This is a genomic window from Sulfitobacter sp. LC.270.F.C4, assembly GCF_032922545.1.
Classification (GTDB): Bacteria; Pseudomonadota; Alphaproteobacteria; order Rhodobacterales; family Rhodobacteraceae; genus Sulfitobacter; species Sulfitobacter profundi.
Window position 1 is genome coordinate 1,455,876 of sequence record NZ_CP136692.1, and the last position, 16,609, is coordinate 1,472,484.

Here is a 16,609-nt window from a genome sequence, read left to right on the forward strand (position 1 = left end):
GGTGCCCACAGACACAAGGTGCCCAGATGGATCTGTTCGACGACCCCGCCCCCGGTGCAAACAGCCCCGAATTTACGGTGACCGAGCTTTCCGGCGCGATCAAAAGGGTGATTGAGGGTGAGTTTGCCCATGTACGGATTCGGGGTGAGGTGGGCCGCGTGAGCCGCCCGCGTTCGGGGCATGTCTATCTTGACCTCAAGGACGACCGTTCGGTGATCTCCGGTGTGATCTGGAAAGGCGTCACGGCGCGGCTCGAGACCCAGCCCGAAGAGGGGATGGAGGTGATCGCCACCGGACGGATCACCACCTTTGGCGGCCAATCGAAATACCAGATCGTCATCGAGGATATCAAACCGGCGGGCATGGGCGCGCTGATGGCGCTCTTGGAGAAACGCAAAGCGGCGTTGGCGGCGGAGGGGCTTTTTGCGCCCGAACGCAAACGCCCGCTGCCCTACCTGCCTGAGATCATCGGCGTCGTGACCTCGCCCTCGGGGGCTGTGATCCGTGATATCCTACACCGGCTGCGCGACCGTTTCCCGCGCAAAGTGCTGGTCTGGCCCGTCGCCGTACAGGGCGCGAAATGCGCGCCCGAAGTCGTGCGCGCCATTGAAGGGTTTAACCGGCTGACCCCAGGTGGCGCATTGCCCCGGCCTGAGCTGCTGATTGTCGCGCGGGGCGGTGGCTCGGTCGAAGACCTTTGGGGCTTTAACGAGGAAAGCGTCGCGCGTGCGGCGGCAGCCTCGGAGATCCCGCTGATCTCTGCCGTGGGGCATGAGACAGACACGACGCTGATCGACTTCGTTTCTGACAAACGCGCGCCGACGCCGACCGCAGCGGCGGAATTGGCGGTGCCCGTGCGGCATGAACTGGCAGCATGGCTCGAAGGGCAGGGCGCAAGGATGCGTCAGGCGCTGAGCCAAGGGCTGACCCGGCGCGGCCAGCGGATGCGGGATCTGGCGCGGGCCTTGCCGCGTGCCGAGACTTTGACTGAAGGTGCGTGGCAGCGGTTCGACCGCGCAAGCGAAAAACTAGGACCCGCGCTAATCGCAGGCGTCCAAGGCCGCCGCGTGAAACTGGCCGATATGTCCGGTGCCCTGCGTCCCGGCACCCTGCGCCGCCAGTTGGAGGCTGATCGTCAGCGGCTGGCCCAGCTATCGGCAAGGCTCGACCCCGCATGGCAACGCAACTTGGCAGGGCAGCGTGAACGGCTCGGGACAAGGATCGACCGGTTTCACCCCGAGGTGTTGCAGCGGCAGATCCTGCGTCGTCGTGAACGGCTGCTCGACCGTACGCAGACTTTCCGCCCAGAGGTGCTGCTCCGCGACCTTTCCCGCCAAGACCAGCGATTGAATGAGGTGCTCGCCCGGTTGGCGCGCGCAGGCCGCGCGGATCAAGACCGCCGTCGCCGCCAGATCGACGCTTTGGGCCGCACCCTTGGCACGCTTGGCTACCGCGAAACGCTCGCCCGCGGTTTCGCCGTGGTGCGTGGCGATGGCGATGTGGTGACCAGCGCCGAGGCCGCAAAGAACGCCGCCCGGTTGGAGATCGAATTTGCGGATGGTCGGCTGGCTGTCAAAGGCGAAAGCTAAGGCCGGTCAGACCCCGACTTCGGGCCCGAGACAGAGTAGAGGGTCATTCTGCTCCTGCGCCTCGTAAAGCTCGGTCTGGGTTGGGTCATTCTCGAACCGGGCGACCAGCCCGGATGGGCTTTCGGTGAAGCTCCAGCATTGCGGGGTGGGGTTGTCTTCGTAGACGAAACAGATCAGCCCCCCGGCCTCATACCAGCGCCCCTCCTTGCAGCGGCCATCAAGAAAGGACCACTGCACGCGGCGATCCTTGTGATAGACCTCGGCCCCATAGGGCGCGCCGGACTGGCCGTAGTAGAGCGTTTTGCCCTGCGTATAAGCCTCGAACTCCGCCGCTGACATCTCGGCCAAGGCGGGCAGGGGCAGGAGGGCGCAGATCAGGGCGAGGGTATGTCTCATCCCAACAGCCTGCCAGAAGCCTGCGCCCCGCGCCAGTGGGATCAGCCGCGGCGCCACCGCGCCACGCGGCGGTCCATCACCCGACGCCAGAGCGGTGGCACAAGGGCAATCACCGCCATGATGGGCAGGGAATAGGGCAGTTTCGGCATCTCTTCGGTCACTTCCAGCGCCGGAAAGGCGCGGGCGGGGCGCATGTGGTGGTCCGAATGGCGCGGCGCGTTCAGCATCATGGCCGCGGAATACCATTTCGGGGCGTTCCAGCTGTGTTGCGGGCCGATCGGCTCGAACCGGCCATCGGGGCGTTGCTGCCGCCGCAAGCCATAGTGCTGCACATAGTCCGACAGCAGCAGTTGCATCTGTGCATAGGCGGCAAGGCCAAGATAGGCCAACAGCCCGGAAATGTCGCTCAAAAGTAGCGCGGTGAGCAGGGCCAGTGCTGCACCGCCGAGGTAGATTGCATAGGAGTGCAGCCCCTTCGCCCCCGTCTTGCGCGCCCGCTGCGCGTTTTCGGCCTGCCACCCGGCGCGAAACTCCCCCCAGCTTGCGCTGAGAAGAAACCGCCAGAATCCCATGCCCTTGGGCGCGGAATTGGGATCGGCGGGGGTGGCGGCGGCGGGATGATGCACCCGCAGATGGGCCGAGACGTGATGCCCGTGCAGCAAAGAGATATAGACCGCCGTGCCGATCCGTCGGGGCAGGCGGCGGGATGCGTGGATCAACTCATGTGCGTTGGAATTGCTGATCTGACCCAGAAACAGACCGAGGGCGGCAAAGATCAGCGCACGGTCCAGCCCCTCAAGATGCGGCGCGCCGCCAATCGCCCAGACCCCGAGCGGGAGCAGCATGAAATGCACGGCAGCCAATGTCAGCGTCAGCCCCCGACCGGACCTGTCGGAAAGGGTCAGCGCACGGCCCAATCGGTCCATAAAGGAGACATGGACCGTGATCGACAAAAGTGCCAGCACAGGCCAGACCCCGCCCCAGAGGGCGGCGGCGGCGATCAGCACCGCTGGCGTAAAACTGGCGATCACATACCACAGCACGTGTTTTCCCTTACTCATGACCCGCCTTGCGGCGCATCCGCCCATTCTGCCCGCCGCACGGCCCGCGCACAACGCAAACACCCGCGCGATTGTCGCTTTTTGATCGCCGGGCTGCGCCTTGATTTGCTACGACTGCTGAAAGCAAGGCGGGGGGAAGCGACATGGCGCTGGATGATCACGGCAAAGCGGCGGGGCAGGAACCGCAAAAGGGCGTCTGGAAATCCGGCAAGGGCAAGGGGCGGCATCACCCCAAGGGTCGGCAGGTGCAGGACGCGGCTTGGGAGCAAGTTCGCGTGCTTTTGGGAGACCGCCCGCGCCGCCGCGATCTGCTGATCGAGTTCTTGCATCTGATCCAAGACCGCTATGGACATCTCTCTGCCGCGCATCTGCGGGCCTTGGCCGAAGAGATGCGCCTGTCGATGGCCGAAGTCTATGAGGTCGCCAGTTTCTACGCGCATTTCGACGTGGTGAAAGAGGGCGAAACCCCACCGCCCGCGTTGACCATCCGTGTCTGCGACTCGCTGTCTTGCGAACTCGCCGGGGCGCAGGCGTTGAAATCGGCGCTGGAAGAGGGGCTGGACCCTGCGCAGGTCCGCGTGCTGCGCGCGCCCTGCATGGGGCGCTGCGACACCGCGCCGGTGCTGGAACTGGGCCACAATCATATCGACCACGCAACGCCCGAAAAGGTTCAGGCGGCGATTGCAGCACAAAACACGCATGCCCAATTGCCGGACTATGAGCCTTATCAAAGCTACCAGAATACAGGTGGTTACGAGGCGCTGTTGAACCTGCGCGCGGGCGGTGATTGGGAAGCGGTTCAAGAACAACTGCTAGAAGCCGGACTGCGCGGGCTTGGCGGGGCTGGTTTCCCTTCGGGCAAGAAATGGGGATTCGTGCGGGCCAATCCGGGTCCGCGATATCTGGCGGTGAATGGTGACGAGGGCGAGCCGGGCACCTTTAAGGACCGCTGGTATCTTGAGCGTACACCACATCTTTTCCTCGAAGGTATGTTGATCGCCGCATGGGCGGTCGAGGCGGAACAAGTCTTCCTCTACATGCGCGACGAATACCCGGCGGTGCTGGAAATTCTGCGGCGCGAGATTGCGGCGCTGGAGAATGCAGGCGTCATCACCCCCGGTTATGTCGATCTGCGCCGCGGGGCGGGCGCCTATATCTGCGGCGAAGAAAGCGCGATGATCGAAAGCATCGAAGGCAAGCGCGGCCTGCCGCGTCACCGCCCGCCCTATGTGGCGCAGGTCGGTGTCTTTGGCCGCCCGACACTGGTGCATAACGTGGAAACCCTGCATTGGATCGCCCGCATCTGCCGCGAAGGGCCGCAGGTGCTGAACGCGACCGAAAAGAATGGTCGAAAGGGGCTGCGCAGCTACTCGGTCTCGGGGCGGGTGGCGGAGCCGGGGATGTATGTGCTGCCTGCGGGGTCGACCATCACCGATATCATCGCGGCGGCGGGGGGCATGGCCGAGGGGCATGTGCTGAAGGCGTACCAGCCGGGCGGGCCGTCCTCTGGCCTGTTGCCTGCTTCGATGGATGACGTGCCGCTCGATTTTGATACGCTGCAACCGCATGGGTCGTTTATTGGGTCGGCGGCGGTAATTGTCCTGTCAGAGCACGACAGCGCCCGCGCGGCGGCGCTGAACATGCTGCGGTTCTTTGAAGATGAAAGCTGTGGTCAATGCACGCCCTGCCGGGTGGGCTGCGAAAAGGCGGTCAAGCTGATGCAAGAGGACCGCTGGGATCAAAGGTTGTTGGAGGAGTTGTCGACCGCGATGGTCGATGCCTCAATCTGCGGGCTGGGGCAGGCTGCGCCGAACCCGATCCGGCTGGTGATGAAGCATTTTTCTGACGAAATCTAACTGCGGCCCCTCCCGGTTGCCTTGATCTGCCCTAGGCGCTCTTCCATCTGCGCGGGCAAGCCTATAGATCAAGAAGAAACTGCATGGGAGACGCCGATGGCCTTCTTCACGAAGCTCAAGGACCGCTTGTTCAAATCCTCGTCCAAGATCGACGAGGGGCTAGAGGCGATAGTCAGCGATGGCGGCGAAACGGAGGCCGAAGCGGCCCCGGTTGACGCGGTGATGGACCAGCCCGGCGCGGCGTCGGATGTGATGCCCGATGGGCAGGACGACAGCGGCCCGATGTTGGCAGCTGAGCAGGAGGAGGAAACCCCCGAACCCGCTTCAATGCCAGAACCAACGCCCGAGCCGACGCCCGAGCCCGTCACCATTCCCGAGCCCACCCCTCAGCCCGCGCCAGCGGTGCCATCTGAGCCCGCAGACCCGGAGCCCACGCCCGAACCCGAGCAGGTGCCGCCAGCGGTCGATCCAGTCCCCGCTCCGGCCCCCGACCCCGCTCCGGCCCCCGACGAAGTGCCGCCCGCCGTGGACCTGCGCCAAGCCATGACCCCGGTCGCGCCTGCGCTCGACGAAGCAGAGGCCGCCCCTGCGAAGCCGGGCCTTCTGGGTCGTCTGATGGGCCGCAGCGCAGCGCAGCCAGTTGTGCGCCGCGCGCTGGATGACGAGATGCTCGAACAGCTCGAAGAGTTGTTGATCAGCGCCGATATGGGCGTCGATACGGCCTTGCGGGTCACCGCCAACATGGCCGAAGGGCGCTTTGGCAAGAAACTGTCAGTGGCAGAGATCAAACAACTGCTCGCCAGCGAAGTCAGCCGCATCATGGAGCCTGTGGCGCGGCCCCTGCCGATCTACTCCAAGACCCCGCAGGTGGTGCTGGTGGTCGGCGTGAACGGCTCGGGCAAAACGACGACCATCGGCAAGTTGGCCTCGCAATTTCGTGCGGCGGGCAAGAAGGTCGTGATCGCCGCCGGTGACACTTTCCGCGCCGCCGCGGTGGAGCAATTGCAGGTCTGGGGTGAACGCGCAGGGGTGCCTGTGCTGACCGCAGCGCAGGGCAGCGACCCCGCCAGCCTTGCCTTCGACGCCATGGGCCGCGCGCAGGAGGAAGGCGCCGATTTGCTGCTGATCGACACCGCAGGCCGTTTGCAAAACCGGGGCGACCTGATGGAGGAATTGGCCAAGATCGTCCGCGTCATCCGCAAGAAGGATGAGACCGCGCCGCATAACACCCTATTGGTGCTGGACGCGACGACCGGGCAGAACGCACTGAACCAAGTGAAGGTTTTTCAAGAGATTTCCGACGTCAGCGGTCTGGTTATGACCAAACTCGACGGCACCGCAAAGGGGGGCGTTCTGGTGGCGCTGGCGGATCGTTTCGGTCTGCCGATCCATGCGGTGGGTGTGGGCGAGCAGATTGACGATCTGTCCCCGTTTGATCCCGATGAATTTGCCGCCGCATTGGTTGGTACGGATGCCTAGCGACGCCTTGGTCGCCCTGCGCGGCGGCTCTGATTACTCGTGGGTGCCGAGCTTTCGCTCGATCCAGCGCAATACCGTCAGAACGCTGACCACAATCCCTGCCGTAAGACAGGCGAGCAAAATCTGCCCCGCGCCGCAAGCAAGACCAATGGCACCGGCCAACCACATCGACGCGCCGGTGGTGATGTTGCGCACTTCGCCGTTGGAGGTGAAAATGATCCCCGCGGCAAGGAAGGCGACGCCCGCCGTGACCGCTTCGATCAAACGCAGCGGATCAAAGCGCATCTGGTCGCCCTCTCCGAACTCCAGACTGCCCAGCTCTTGCCCGATGATGATGAACAGGCAGGCCGCGATGGCCACCATGATATGGGTGCGCAGCCCCGCAGGCTTGTCTCGCCGCTCGCGCTCAAACCCCACAACACCCGCCAGAAACGCTGCCATTAGCAGCCGCGCGGCAGCGACAGTGACGGGCACTTTGGAAAAACTGTTGGTCAGGTCGGCGAGCAGGCTTTCAAACATGGAATTTCCGTTGGTGATAAAGGTTTTGAGGAATAAACCTCTCGCCGCTGTGGTGGTTCCGCGATGACCGAATGGATCCTGTCGATCGAAGGCACGCCCGCGGGCCATACCGCGGCGCTTTGGTTGGCGCTTTCGGCGGCCTTTTTGCATGCGGTCTTTGGCGCGCTGCAAAAGGGGCGGCATGATCCGTGGCTCACGCGCGGGGCGATTGATGTCTCCTATGGTGTGATGGCCGCGCCCTTTGCGCTGTTCGTCGTGCCATGGCCCGAGCCGCATATGTGGCTGATCTTCCTCGGCGCCTTCGTGATCCATGTGATCTATAAACTGTTACAGGCTTGGGCCTATACCAAGGGTGCTTATACGGTGGTCTACCCGGTGGTGCGCGGCACGGGGCCGCTGTTTGCCGTGGTCGGCGCCTATCTGATCTTTGGCGAGCGCTTCAACGCGGTGCAGTGGCTGGGTGTGGCCGTGCTGCTGAGCGGTATCTTCGGGCTGGCGGTTTATAATCTGCGCAATCTGGTCGCGGCGCGCGATACGCTGCACGCGGCCTTGGGGCTTGCGGTGCTGACGGGCTTGTTCGTGGCGCTTTACACCACATATGACGCATATGGCATTCGCGCCACGGCTGATCCGTTCACCTTTCTCGCGTGGTTTTTTATGATCGACGGGCTGGTGATGCCGGTGATTGCATGGCGGCGCTGGCATAGAATGGAGAACCCGCCCGACGTTGCTCCGCTGATGCTGCGCGGCGTGATCGGCGGGTTCATCGCATTCGCGAGCTTTGGGTCGGTCATGCTGGCCACGCGGCTCGATAAGGTGGGCGAGGCGGCGGTGCTGCGCGAGACATCTACCGTCTTCGCCGCGCTGATCGGTGTGCTGGTGCTGAAAGAAACCGTCGGCCCGCGCCGCATCGCGCTGATGGCGCTGATCGCGGCCGGGGCGGTGATTGTTGAAATGGGCGGCTGAAGGAACAGGCATGTCAGAACCAAGAGAGATCAACCCAATGCTGCGCGCAGGCTTGGAATATGGGCCGGTGTTGGCCTTCCTCGTCGCCTATCTGTGGCTGAAGGATAATACCTATACCTTCGGCGGCACGGAGTACGATGGCTTCATCGTCGTCACCGCGATGTTCGTGCCTTTGCTGGTGCTGTCGACCGGCGCGCTCTGGGCGCTGACGGGCAAGCTGAGCCGGATGCAGGTCGCCACCGTGGTGCTGGTGGTGATCTTTGGCGGGCTGTCGGTCTGGCTGAACGACGACCGCTTTTTCAAGATGAAACCGACGTTGATCTATGTGCTCTTTGGCGGCCTTTTGGCGGTTGGCCTGCTGCGCGGGCAGTCCTATCTGAAATACGTCATGGAAGAGATGATGCCCCTGCGCGATGAGGGCTGGATGCTGCTCACCAAGCGGCTGATGTTTTTCTTCTTTGGCCTCGCGTTGGCCAATGAACTGATCTGGCGGTTCTTTTCGACCGACACATGGGTCTATTTCAAAACCTTCGGCCTGACGGCGGCGATTTTCGTTTTCTTCATGGCGCAGGGCAAGCTGTTCGAAGCCTACGGCGAGAAGAAAGATCAAAGCTGACCCGAATTTAAACCATGCCCGCGCGAAACTGTTGACCTGCAGCGTCGCGCGGCGTAATCCACCCCGCGTGGCGATTTGTTACCGGATTGTGGGCCACGTTAAACATGCCGCTAAAAGGTCAGGATGAAAGACCCCCTTTCGCTTGGCCGCGTCTGGGGTTTTTTTTATGCCCGCAAGGTCGGGCCGGAAGGATGAGATACATGAGCAACGACCGTCACGCGCGCACCCAAGCGATCCACGCAGGCACCCGCCGCAGCCAATATGGCGAGGTGAGCGAGGCGATCTACCTCACCCAAGGGTTCGTCTATGACAGCGCCGAACAGGCCGAGGCCCGGTTCGAGGAAACTGGCCCGGATGAGTTCATCTATGCCCGCTACGGCAACCCGACGGTCGCGATGTTCGAAGACCGTATCGCCACGCTGGAAGGGGCCGAAGACGCATTCGCCACCGCCAGCGGCATGGCGGCGGTGTCGGGCGCGCTGATCTCAATGCTGAAGGCGGGCGATCATGTGGTGTCGGCCCGGGCGCTTTTCGGCTCCTGTATCTATGTGCTCGAAGAAGTCCTTGGCCGCTATGGCGTTGAGGTCACCTTCGTCGACGGCAGCGATCTGGGCGCATGGGAGGCGGCGATCCGGGATGACACCCGCGCGGTGTTCTTTGAATCCGTTGCCAACCCCACGCTTGAGGTGATCGACATCGAATCCGTCGCCAAGCTGGCCCATGCCAAGGGCGCGCTGGTGGTGGTCGATAACGTGTTTGCCACGCCGGTATTCTCCCGCGCGATTTCGCAGGGGGCGGATGTGGTGGTCTATTCGGCGACCAAACATATCGACGGGCAGGGCCGCGCGCTTGGCGGTGTGGTGCTGGGCAGCCGCGATTTCATCCGTGGCACGCTTGAGCCTTATATGAAACACACCGGCGGCTCGATGAGCCCCTTCACCGCGTGGATCATGCTCAAGGGGTTGGAAACCATCGACCTGCGGGTGCGGGCACAGGCGGCCAGCGCACAGGAATTGGCAGAAGCGCTGGAGGGCCACGCCGAACTGGCGCGGGTGCTTTACCCCGGCCTCTCCGCGCATCCGCAAAACGCGCTTGCGATGAAGCAGATGGGGGCAGGGGGCACCGTGCTGTCGATCGACCTGAAGGGCGGCAAGGCGGCTGCTTTCGCGTTCCTGAATGCGCTGCAGGTGGGGGTGATCTCTAACAACCTCGGCGATGCGAAGACCATCGTGACCCACCCGGCCACCACGACGCACCAGCGTTTGCCGCAGGAAACCAAAGACCTTTTGGGCATTACGCCGGGCCTCGTGCGGGTCAGCGTGGGGCTGGAATATACCGGCGATCTCAAGGCCGATCTGTTGCAAGCCTTGGACGCGGCGGCGCAAGCCTGACCTGATGTGTCGCAGGCGCGGTGGCATTTTGGCCCCGCGCATCATACATTGAGGATGACAGACCGGAGGGCCGCGCAATGAACATCGTGACTGAGATGTCCGAAACACCGGATCGAAGCGCTGCGGAGGCTGCGCTCGCCACCCTGCGCGCTTGGGCCGAAACGGCCACCCCGGCAGAGATTGCAGCCCTTGACCCGGCGATGGCGCGGATGCTCGCGCCCGCCGACTACCCGGCGCTGAGCCGTGCCTACCCCGAAGACTTCACCGCGGGTGACAACTACCGCGCGAGCCTGCCTGATTTGCAAAACGGCCCCTCCAGCCTGATCCGGGGCGCGCAGCAGTTGATCCAGCATGTCGGCATCTCGAACTTTCGCCTGCCGATCCGCTATCGCAGCCGTGAGGGCGGGGATATGCGGCTGGAAACCTCTGTGACCGGTTCGGTGTCGCTTGATGCGGAAAAGAAGGGCATCAACATGTCCCGCATCATGCGCAGCTTTTACCGCCATGCAGAGGCGACCTTTAGCTTTGAGGTGATCGAAGCGGCGCTGGATGATTATAAGACCGATCTCGAAAGCTTGGACGCACGGATTCAGATGCGATTCTCTTTTCCGATGAAGATCGCCAGCCTGCGCTCGGGGCTGACGGGCTATCAGTATTACGACATCGCGCTGGAGTTGGTTGAGCAGGACGGAGAGCGCAAAAAGATCGTGCATCTCGATTACGTCTATTCCAGCACCTGCCCCTGTTCGCTGGAACTCAGCGAACATGCGCGGGAAACGCGGGGGCAATTGGCCACGCCGCATTCGCAGCGCTCCGTGGCGCGCATTTCGGTCGAGACGCAGGACGAGGGCGATTGCCTGTGGTTCGAAGACCTCATCGAGATTTGCCGCCGCGCCGTGCCGACCGAGACGCAGGTCATGGTCAAGCGCGAGGACGAACAGGCGTTCGCCGAACTCAACGCCGCGAATCCGATCTTTGTTGAGGATGCCGCGCGGCTGTTTTGTGAACAGCTTTTGGCCGATGGACGGGTGGGGGATTTCCGCATCGTCGCCAGCCATCAAGAAAGCTTGCACAGCCATGATGCGATCAGCGTGCTGACCCAAGGCGAGACCTTCGCGGCGCAGAGCATCGACCCCAAGCTTTTCAACACGCTCTTTCACGTGGGCTGACCCGGCGCTGCGCGGCAATCGCGCGATGGTTGTCCGCGTCCCGCGCAGCGCCCCTTTGCGGGGCATTCCGGGTGTCTTAGCGCAGAAATAGCGAATGTCGCCCCGTCAGCCCTGCAAGTCCCGACCAGCGGCTATGCGAAAACGTCGGTTCTGCTGCGGCGCAGCATTGCCTATCTAGCGGTCATCGAAATACTGGAAATTGCAAAGGCAATCAGATGACCTACCAGAGCACTGCTCATCCCGCCCACTCCGTCTCTCCCTTTGAAGGGCTGCGGCGCGCCGGCGCCGGTCTGCGTCGCTTTTTTGCGGGGATCGGCCATGGCATCATGGTGGGCTCCACCGCCCACCGCCGTTTTGAGCAGGTCCAAGGCCTGCAAGCGAAAAGCGACGAAGAACTGTCCGCCATGGGCATCAAGCGTGACGACATCGTTCACCACGTTTTCAAAGACCTCTACTACATCTAAGACGACACGGACCGGGGCCAAATCGCGCCCCGGTCCCGTCTCGGCTTGACAGCGACGAGCGGCCAAGCCAACGCTGCGCCCATGTTGGATATACGACCTGTCGGATATGTCGTGGGCCTTTTGGTGGCCGTGCTTGGCCTTGCCATGATCATCCCGATCTTGGTCGATCTGGCCGAGGGCCGGGGCCAATGGTGGGTCTTCGTCGAAAGCGCACTGATCACGACGTTGGGTGGCGGTATGATCGCCCTTGCCAGCGCCAATGGGGTCCGCGAAGGGCTTACCATCCAACAGACATTTATGCTCACCACCGGCGTCTGGCTGATGCTGCCGCTGTTCGGGGCCTTGCCCTTCGTGCTGGGCGCGACCGATGCCAGCGTCACCGACGCGATGTTCGAGGCGATGTCGGGGCTGACGACCACCGGGGCCACGGTGCTGACCGGGTTAGAAGACCTGCCCAAGGGCCTGCTGATCTGGCGCGGTATTCTGCAATGGCTGGGCGGCATCGGTATCGTCGTGGTCGCCATGGTGTTCCTGCCCGAGTTGCGGGTCGGTGGTATGCAGATTTTCAAATCTGAATCCTTTGACACCTTTGGAAAAATCCTGCCCCGCGCGGGGCAAATCGCGACTCAGATTTCGGTGATCTACCTTTGGCTGACGCTGGCCTGTATGCTGAGCTATCTTGCGCTCGGGATGAGCACATTTGACGCGACGGTTCATGCACTGACCACGGTATCGACTGGGGGATTTTCCAACTACGATGCCTCGTTCAGCACCTTCTCTGGCCCCGCCGAGTATGTAGCGGCGATCTTTATGATCCTCGCGGCCCTGCCTTTCGTGCGCTATGTGCAGCTTATCAACGGCAACCCCGTGGCCCTGCACCGCGACCCGCAGGTGCGCGGCTTTTTCATGACCTTGACCTTTCTGGTGGTGATTGTCTTTTTCGTCCTGCGCAGCGGCACGACCTACGAGTCCGAGCGGATCTTGCGGGAAGCGATCTTTAATATCACCTCCATCATCTCGGGCACCGGCTATGCGTCGGCGGATTATATGAAATGGGGCAGCTTCGCCGTGGCGCTGTTCTTTTTCATCGGCTTGATCGGCGGCTGCGCGGGCTCGACCACCTGTTCGATCAAGATCTTCCGCTATCAATTGCTCTTTGCCTCGATCCGCGCGCAGTTGCGGCGGATCCGCTCGCCCCATGGCGTCTTTACCCCGCGCTATGATGGCCGCCCGGTGGGGGCGGACGTGCTGAGCTCGGTGATGTCGTTCTTCATGTTCTTCGTGGTGTCGCTGGGGCTGATCTCGGTCGCGCTGAGCCTGACGGGGTTGGATTTCGTCACCTCCGTCTCGGGCGCAGCGGCGGCGCTGGCAAACATCGGGCCGGGACTGGGAGAGATCATCGGCCCTGCGGGGAATTTCAGCAGCCTCAACGACACGGCGAAATGGATTTTGATCATCGCCATGTGGATCGGGCGGCTGGAATTGCTGGCGGTCTACGTCATGTTCACCGCGAAATTCTGGCGCGCCTGAAACGCGAAAGGGCGGCGCCGATGGCACCGCCCTTTGTCTTTTTCGCTTGGGGCTGGGCCCCCGCGTTATTCCCAGCAGCTGACCAAGACCGTCATGCCCTGCGCACGCAGGGTCAGATCGCGCGGCGCGATCGGGCCAGTGGCCCCCTGCGCCTGCTTGCTGTCGAGCCCTGCGTCCTGTGCCGCTTTGAGGATCACACTACCATCAAGGGCAAAGCTCACGTCTTTGGGCAGTTTGCGGTCCGCCTCCGTCTGGGGGAGCAACATGCCCACCACATGACCATTCTCGTCAAAGACCGGCCCCCCGGCATCACCGGGCTGGGCGTTGACCGACAGGCGTTTGAGGTTTTCATCCCCGTTCAGCCCTTTAAGGTCCGACAGCGCGCCAAAGGTCAGGGTCGCAGCACTCAGCACCCCTTCGTAGGAGTAGCCCGCGACAGAGATTTCCGATTGCAGACGTGGCGCACCGCTGCTGAACTCGGCCACGGCCAGCGGGGCGAGGCGGCTTTCGGGTTTGAGCAGCGCAAGCCCGCGTGCCTCATCGGTGGCGATAACAGTAGCATCGGTATCCGCGTCCAGCGTTACCCGGGAGCAGGAGGCGACAACCTCGCTTGTGGTGACAACCGCACCATTGCCGTCGATGAAAAAGCCGCTGCGGGCGATCTTGGGCTGGCGGATTTGCAGACCCGCGACCAGATCAATCGCCTGCGCGTCGCTGTTGCCCGCGGCCGCGTCCAACGCGCCGGGCAGGCGGGTCAGGCTTTTGGACATCTCTGCGACCACGCGGCGGCGGCGGTCTTCGTCCCCGGCGGGCCAGATCAGGGTGAACCCTTTGATCTGACCGTTCTCCAGCGAGACCTGCGTCTGGCTGATGATGCTGCCGTTCTCCCCGATCAACTCAAAGGAGTTGCGCTTGCGTTCGCGGGGGCCATCCAAGGGGACGATCTCAAGCGTTTGCATGATGTCATAGAGACCGTAGAGCGTATCTTGGTTGCCGGGCTGGCTGATCAACAGCACCCGTGCGCCGATGTTGCCGCTGGTGTCGTAATGGGCGAAGGGCGGCTCGTAGCGGGCAAATTCGACCTCAGCCGTGGGCATCATAACCTCGATCCCGGCTTTCTCATCGCGCACCATTTGCAGGCCCAAACCATCAAGGACGGCATTATACTGTGCGATCAGCGCGGCACGCTGTCGGGTGGTCAGCACGCCAGTCTGCTCATATCCGTTCGCCGCCTGCCACGCCCCCATAGAGGCGCGGGTGCCCCGGCCAAAGGCACCATCAATCGCGGCGTCGTAAAAACCGGCCCATTGCAGCGCGATTTGCAGGTCTTTGCGCTCTTGCGCCGAGAGGGCGCGTTCCGAACGGCGCGCCTCTGCCGGGGTTTCATCCGGCTCTGGCGGGGTGGGGGCCGGAGCGGTTTCGGCCTCTGCCTCAGCGACTTCAATCTCGCCCTCAGTCTCGCCTTCAATCTCGCCTTCGGTCGTTGTCGCGTCGAGCGGGGTTGTGGTGACATCGGGGGTGGTGCTGCCCGCTGCGGCTTCCTCTGGCTCACCGCCATCCACACTCACGGGGGCATCGATCACGCCGGTTTCCAGAACATTGTCGCCCACGGGCCAGAACTGCTGCTGGAAGCGGCTGGACTGCTGGATGAAGCTGTCACGCGGCACCAGACCGTCGCGCACATAGCTGCGCAGCACCAGTTCCGCATCTTCGCGCCGGTAGGGGCCCACGGCGATGCCGTACCAACCGCCGCCAAGGGAAAAGCCATTCACGTCATCCAACAGGGTCTCATAGGCGCGCGCGCGATCGGTGGCTTCGGCCAATGAGGGCTGCGCCTCGATCTGGACCCAAACGATATCCTCTGCCGATTGCGCCCGCGCGAGGCTGGCCCAAGTCAGGCTCAGGGCCAAAAAGAACGCCACCGGGGCACGTAGAATTCGCTTCATCGTCACTCAACTCTCGCAAAACCAAATCCGAGCCAGATTACGCCGGAAAGCAGCGCAAATGCCATGGCAAAGGGGGCGAATTTCTCACAAAGCTGCGATTGACCCCCATGGATTGCAGACGTAGGAAAGGCGCGCATCATAAAGGGGCAATCACCATGTCTGACGCGGCGCAGAAACCACGCTCTTTTCAAGAGATCATCCTTGCATTGCAGAGCTATTGGGCGCGGCAGGGCTGCGCAATCTTGCAACCCTATGACATGGAAGTGGGCGCGGGCACCTTTCACCCGGCCACCACGCTGCGCAGCCTCGGCACGCAGCCTTGGGCCGCGGCCTATGTTCAGCCCTCGCGCCGCCCCACCGATGGGCGCTATGGTGAGAACCCCAACCGCTTGCAGCATTATTACCAGTATCAGGTGCTGATCAAACCCAGCCCGCCCAATCTGCAAGATCTGTACCTCGGTTCGCTCGAAGCCATTGGCATCGACATGGCGCTGCATGACATCCGTTTTGTCGAAGACGACTGGGAAAGCCCGACGCTGGGCGCTTGGGGTCTGGGCTGGGAGGTCTGGTGCGACGGAATGGAAGTGTCCCAGTTCACCTACTTCCAACAGGTTGGCGGCCATGACTGCCACCCCGTCTCGGGAGAGCTGACCTATGGGTTGGAGCGTTTGGCGATGTATGTGCTAGGTGTCGATCACGTAATGGACATGCCCTTTAACAGCCCCGAGGCACCAATTCCGCTGACCTATGGCGATGTTTTCAAGCAGACCGAAGAAGAATTCGCGCGCTGGAACTTTGACACCGCCAATACAGAGGTGCTGCTGGACCAGTTCAACGAGGCCGAAGCGCATTGCCAATTCATCCTCGAACAGCCTGCCGAGGACCCCAAGACCGGGAAACGCATCGTCATGGCGCATCCGGCCTATGACCAATGCATCAAGGCGAGCCACATCTTCAACCTGCTCGACGCGCGCGGCGTGATCTCGGTGACCGAACGGCAGGCCTATATCGGGCGGGTGCGGGCCTTGGCAAAACAATGTGCCGATGCCTTCGTGCAGACCCGCGCGGGCGGCTGGACGCCTGAGGCGGATAGCGCGGCATGAGCGGCAAGATTGTCGGTATCGTGATCCTAGTATCCGCACTGATCGCCGGGGCTGCACTCTACTATTTGCAGATCTATGGGTTTTATCACGAGGTGCCTGAGGCCAAGGTCGAACTGGTATCGCTTACCTCGCAAGAGCCGGAAGAGATCGCGGCAGAGAACCTTCAGGCCATCGACGCCGACAGTTCTCCGATCCGGTTCCGTGCCTGCTTTGAGCATGACATCAGCCTCGCCATGGCGACCGAGACCTATGAGATGACCGACCCCACCGATCCGCGCAACGCGCCGGGCTGGTTCGATTGTTTCGACGCCCCCGCCATCGGGGCCGAGATTGAGGCCGGCACCGCGCTGACCTTCCTTGGCGGCAAGAACGTGCACTACGGCGTCGACCGGATCGTGGCGCTGACCGATGACGGGCGTGGCTACATCTGGCATGAGCTGAACGACTGCGGCGAGAAGTCCTATGACGGCACCGTGGTAGGAGAGGCTTGCCCCGAGCGTCCCGCCGACTGATCTTAAACGCAG

At 62.7% G+C, this 16,609-nt stretch carries 15 protein-coding genes and 1 riboswitch; of the genes, 11 read left to right on the forward strand and 4 right to left on the reverse strand.

All coding sequences use genetic code 11. The features are described 5' to 3' along the window. Positions 1–26 precede the first annotated feature (26 nt). Positions 27–1,589 (forward strand): exodeoxyribonuclease VII large subunit, encoded by a 1,563-nt coding sequence (gene xseA / locus R1T45_RS11030; protein ID WP_317390837.1) that lies wholly within the window; start codon positions 27–29, stop codon positions 1,587–1,589. Between the two features lie 6 nt (positions 1,590–1,595). On the opposite strand, the gene R1T45_RS11035 is transcribed toward xseA, so the two are convergent. Further along, positions 1,596–1,985: a hypothetical protein gene (locus R1T45_RS11035; RefSeq protein ID WP_317390838.1), complete on the reverse strand. Its 390-nt coding sequence runs from the start codon at positions 1,983–1,985 to the stop codon at positions 1,596–1,598. Between the two features lie 41 nt (positions 1,986–2,026). Continuing rightward, positions 2,027–3,028, reverse strand: coding sequence for an alkane 1-monooxygenase (locus tag R1T45_RS11040; RefSeq protein ID WP_317391072.1), 1,002 nt, complete (start codon positions 3,026–3,028; stop codon positions 2,027–2,029). 161 nt (positions 3,029–3,189) lie between these two features. Here R1T45_RS11040 and R1T45_RS11045 point away from each other — a divergent pair, with 161 nt between their 5' ends. Continuing rightward, positions 3,190–4,902, forward strand: coding sequence for an NAD(P)H-dependent oxidoreductase subunit E (locus tag R1T45_RS11045; protein WP_317390839.1), 1,713 nt, complete (start codon positions 3,190–3,192; stop codon positions 4,900–4,902). Positions 4,903–4,998: 96 nt separating this feature from the next. Next, the gene (gene ftsY, locus R1T45_RS11050; RefSeq protein WP_317390840.1) at positions 4,999–6,381 is read left to right on the forward strand and encodes a signal recognition particle-docking protein FtsY; all 1,383 of its coding nucleotides are present in this window, start codon (positions 4,999–5,001) and stop codon (positions 6,379–6,381) included. A gap of 33 nt (positions 6,382–6,414) precedes the next feature. On the opposite strand, the gene R1T45_RS11055 is transcribed toward ftsY, so the two are convergent. After that, complete coding sequence (locus tag R1T45_RS11055) at positions 6,415–6,900, reverse strand: MgtC/SapB family protein (RefSeq protein ID WP_067626987.1); 486 nt, start codon at positions 6,898–6,900, stop codon at positions 6,415–6,417. A gap of 63 nt (positions 6,901–6,963) precedes the next feature. On the opposite strand from R1T45_RS11055, the gene R1T45_RS11060 reads away from it, so the two are divergent. From R1T45_RS11060 to R1T45_RS11085, 6 genes are all read left to right on the forward strand, one after another. Then, entirely contained in the window at positions 6,964–7,866 is a 903-nt protein-coding gene (locus R1T45_RS11060) for a DMT family transporter (RefSeq protein ID WP_317390841.1), read from the forward strand. A gap of 10 nt (positions 7,867–7,876) precedes the next feature. Then, positions 7,877–8,482 carry an inner membrane-spanning protein YciB gene (locus R1T45_RS11065; protein WP_120351411.1) on the forward strand — a complete coding sequence of 202 codons (606 nt, stop codon included), beginning with the start codon at positions 7,877–7,879 and terminating at the stop codon, positions 8,480–8,482. 57 nt (positions 8,483–8,539) lie between these two features. Further along, a riboswitch (SAM riboswitch) is annotated at positions 8,540–8,616 on the forward strand. Between the two features lie 66 nt (positions 8,617–8,682). Further along, on the forward strand, positions 8,683–9,873 hold the full coding sequence (gene metZ, locus R1T45_RS11070) for an O-succinylhomoserine sulfhydrylase (protein ID WP_317390842.1): 1,191 nt from the start codon (positions 8,683–8,685) through the stop codon (positions 9,871–9,873). A gap of 77 nt (positions 9,874–9,950) precedes the next feature. Continuing rightward, a complete protein-coding gene (gene folE2 / locus R1T45_RS11075; RefSeq protein WP_120351409.1) occupies positions 9,951–11,042 on the forward strand; it encodes a GTP cyclohydrolase FolE2 in 1,092 nt (363 codons plus the stop codon). Between the two features lie 215 nt (positions 11,043–11,257). Further along, the gene (locus R1T45_RS11080; RefSeq protein ID WP_120351408.1) at positions 11,258–11,506 is read left to right on the forward strand and encodes a hypothetical protein; all 249 of its coding nucleotides are present in this window, start codon (positions 11,258–11,260) and stop codon (positions 11,504–11,506) included. 81 nt (positions 11,507–11,587) lie between these two features. After that, complete coding sequence (locus R1T45_RS11085; RefSeq protein ID WP_260009580.1) at positions 11,588–13,036, forward strand: TrkH family potassium uptake protein; 1,449 nt, start codon at positions 11,588–11,590, stop codon at positions 13,034–13,036. Between the two features lie 65 nt (positions 13,037–13,101). Here R1T45_RS11085 and R1T45_RS11090 read toward each other — a convergent pair whose 3' ends face one another. Continuing rightward, the gene (locus R1T45_RS11090; protein ID WP_317390843.1) at positions 13,102–14,982 is read right to left on the reverse strand and encodes a serine protease; all 1,881 of its coding nucleotides are present in this window, start codon (positions 14,980–14,982) and stop codon (positions 13,102–13,104) included. A gap of 155 nt (positions 14,983–15,137) precedes the next feature. Between R1T45_RS11090 and R1T45_RS11095 the strand changes: the two genes are divergently transcribed. Then, positions 15,138–16,085, forward strand: coding sequence for a glycine--tRNA ligase subunit alpha (locus tag R1T45_RS11095; protein WP_317390844.1), 948 nt, complete (start codon positions 15,138–15,140; stop codon positions 16,083–16,085). Continuing rightward, the gene (locus tag R1T45_RS11100; RefSeq protein WP_067627003.1) at positions 16,082–16,597 is read left to right on the forward strand and encodes a DUF6446 family protein; all 516 of its coding nucleotides are present in this window, start codon (positions 16,082–16,084) and stop codon (positions 16,595–16,597) included. Before R1T45_RS11095 ends, R1T45_RS11100 begins: the two co-directional genes overlap by 4 nt. Positions 16,598–16,609: the final 12 nt, after the last annotated feature.

Excerpts from the sequence above, each read along its gene's own strand:
- R1T45_RS11065 (WP_120351411.1), top strand. The coding sequence starts at position 7,877 with ATGTCAGAACCAAGAGAGATCAACCCAATGCTGCGCGCAGGCTTGGAA.
- R1T45_RS11045 (WP_317390839.1), top strand. The coding sequence starts at position 3,190 with ATGGCGCTGGATGATCACGGCAAAGCGGCGGGGCAGGAACCGCAAAAG.
- ftsY (WP_317390840.1), top strand. The coding sequence starts at position 4,999 with ATGGCCTTCTTCACGAAGCTCAAGGACCGCTTGTTCAAATCCTCGTCC.
- R1T45_RS11090 (WP_317390843.1), bottom strand. The coding sequence starts at position 14,982 with ATGAAGCGAATTCTACGTGCCCCGGTGGCGTTCTTTTTGGCCCTGAGC.
- R1T45_RS11035 (WP_317390838.1), bottom strand. The coding sequence starts at position 1,985 with ATGAGACATACCCTCGCCCTGATCTGCGCCCTCCTGCCCCTGCCCGCC.
- R1T45_RS11060 (WP_317390841.1), top strand. The coding sequence starts at position 6,964 with ATGACCGAATGGATCCTGTCGATCGAAGGCACGCCCGCGGGCCATACC.
- R1T45_RS11095 (WP_317390844.1), top strand. The coding sequence starts at position 15,138 with ATGTCTGACGCGGCGCAGAAACCACGCTCTTTTCAAGAGATCATCCTT.
- xseA (WP_317390837.1), top strand. The coding sequence starts at position 27 with ATGGATCTGTTCGACGACCCCGCCCCCGGTGCAAACAGCCCCGAATTT.
- R1T45_RS11085 (WP_260009580.1), top strand. The coding sequence starts at position 11,588 with ATGTTGGATATACGACCTGTCGGATATGTCGTGGGCCTTTTGGTGGCC.
- R1T45_RS11100 (WP_067627003.1), top strand. The coding sequence starts at position 16,082 with ATGAGCGGCAAGATTGTCGGTATCGTGATCCTAGTATCCGCACTGATC.
- R1T45_RS11055 (WP_067626987.1), bottom strand. The coding sequence starts at position 6,900 with ATGTTTGAAAGCCTGCTCGCCGACCTGACCAACAGTTTTTCCAAAGTG.
- folE2 (WP_120351409.1), top strand. The coding sequence starts at position 9,951 with ATGAACATCGTGACTGAGATGTCCGAAACACCGGATCGAAGCGCTGCG.
- R1T45_RS11080 (WP_120351408.1), top strand. The coding sequence starts at position 11,258 with ATGACCTACCAGAGCACTGCTCATCCCGCCCACTCCGTCTCTCCCTTT.
- metZ (WP_317390842.1), top strand. The coding sequence starts at position 8,683 with ATGAGCAACGACCGTCACGCGCGCACCCAAGCGATCCACGCAGGCACC.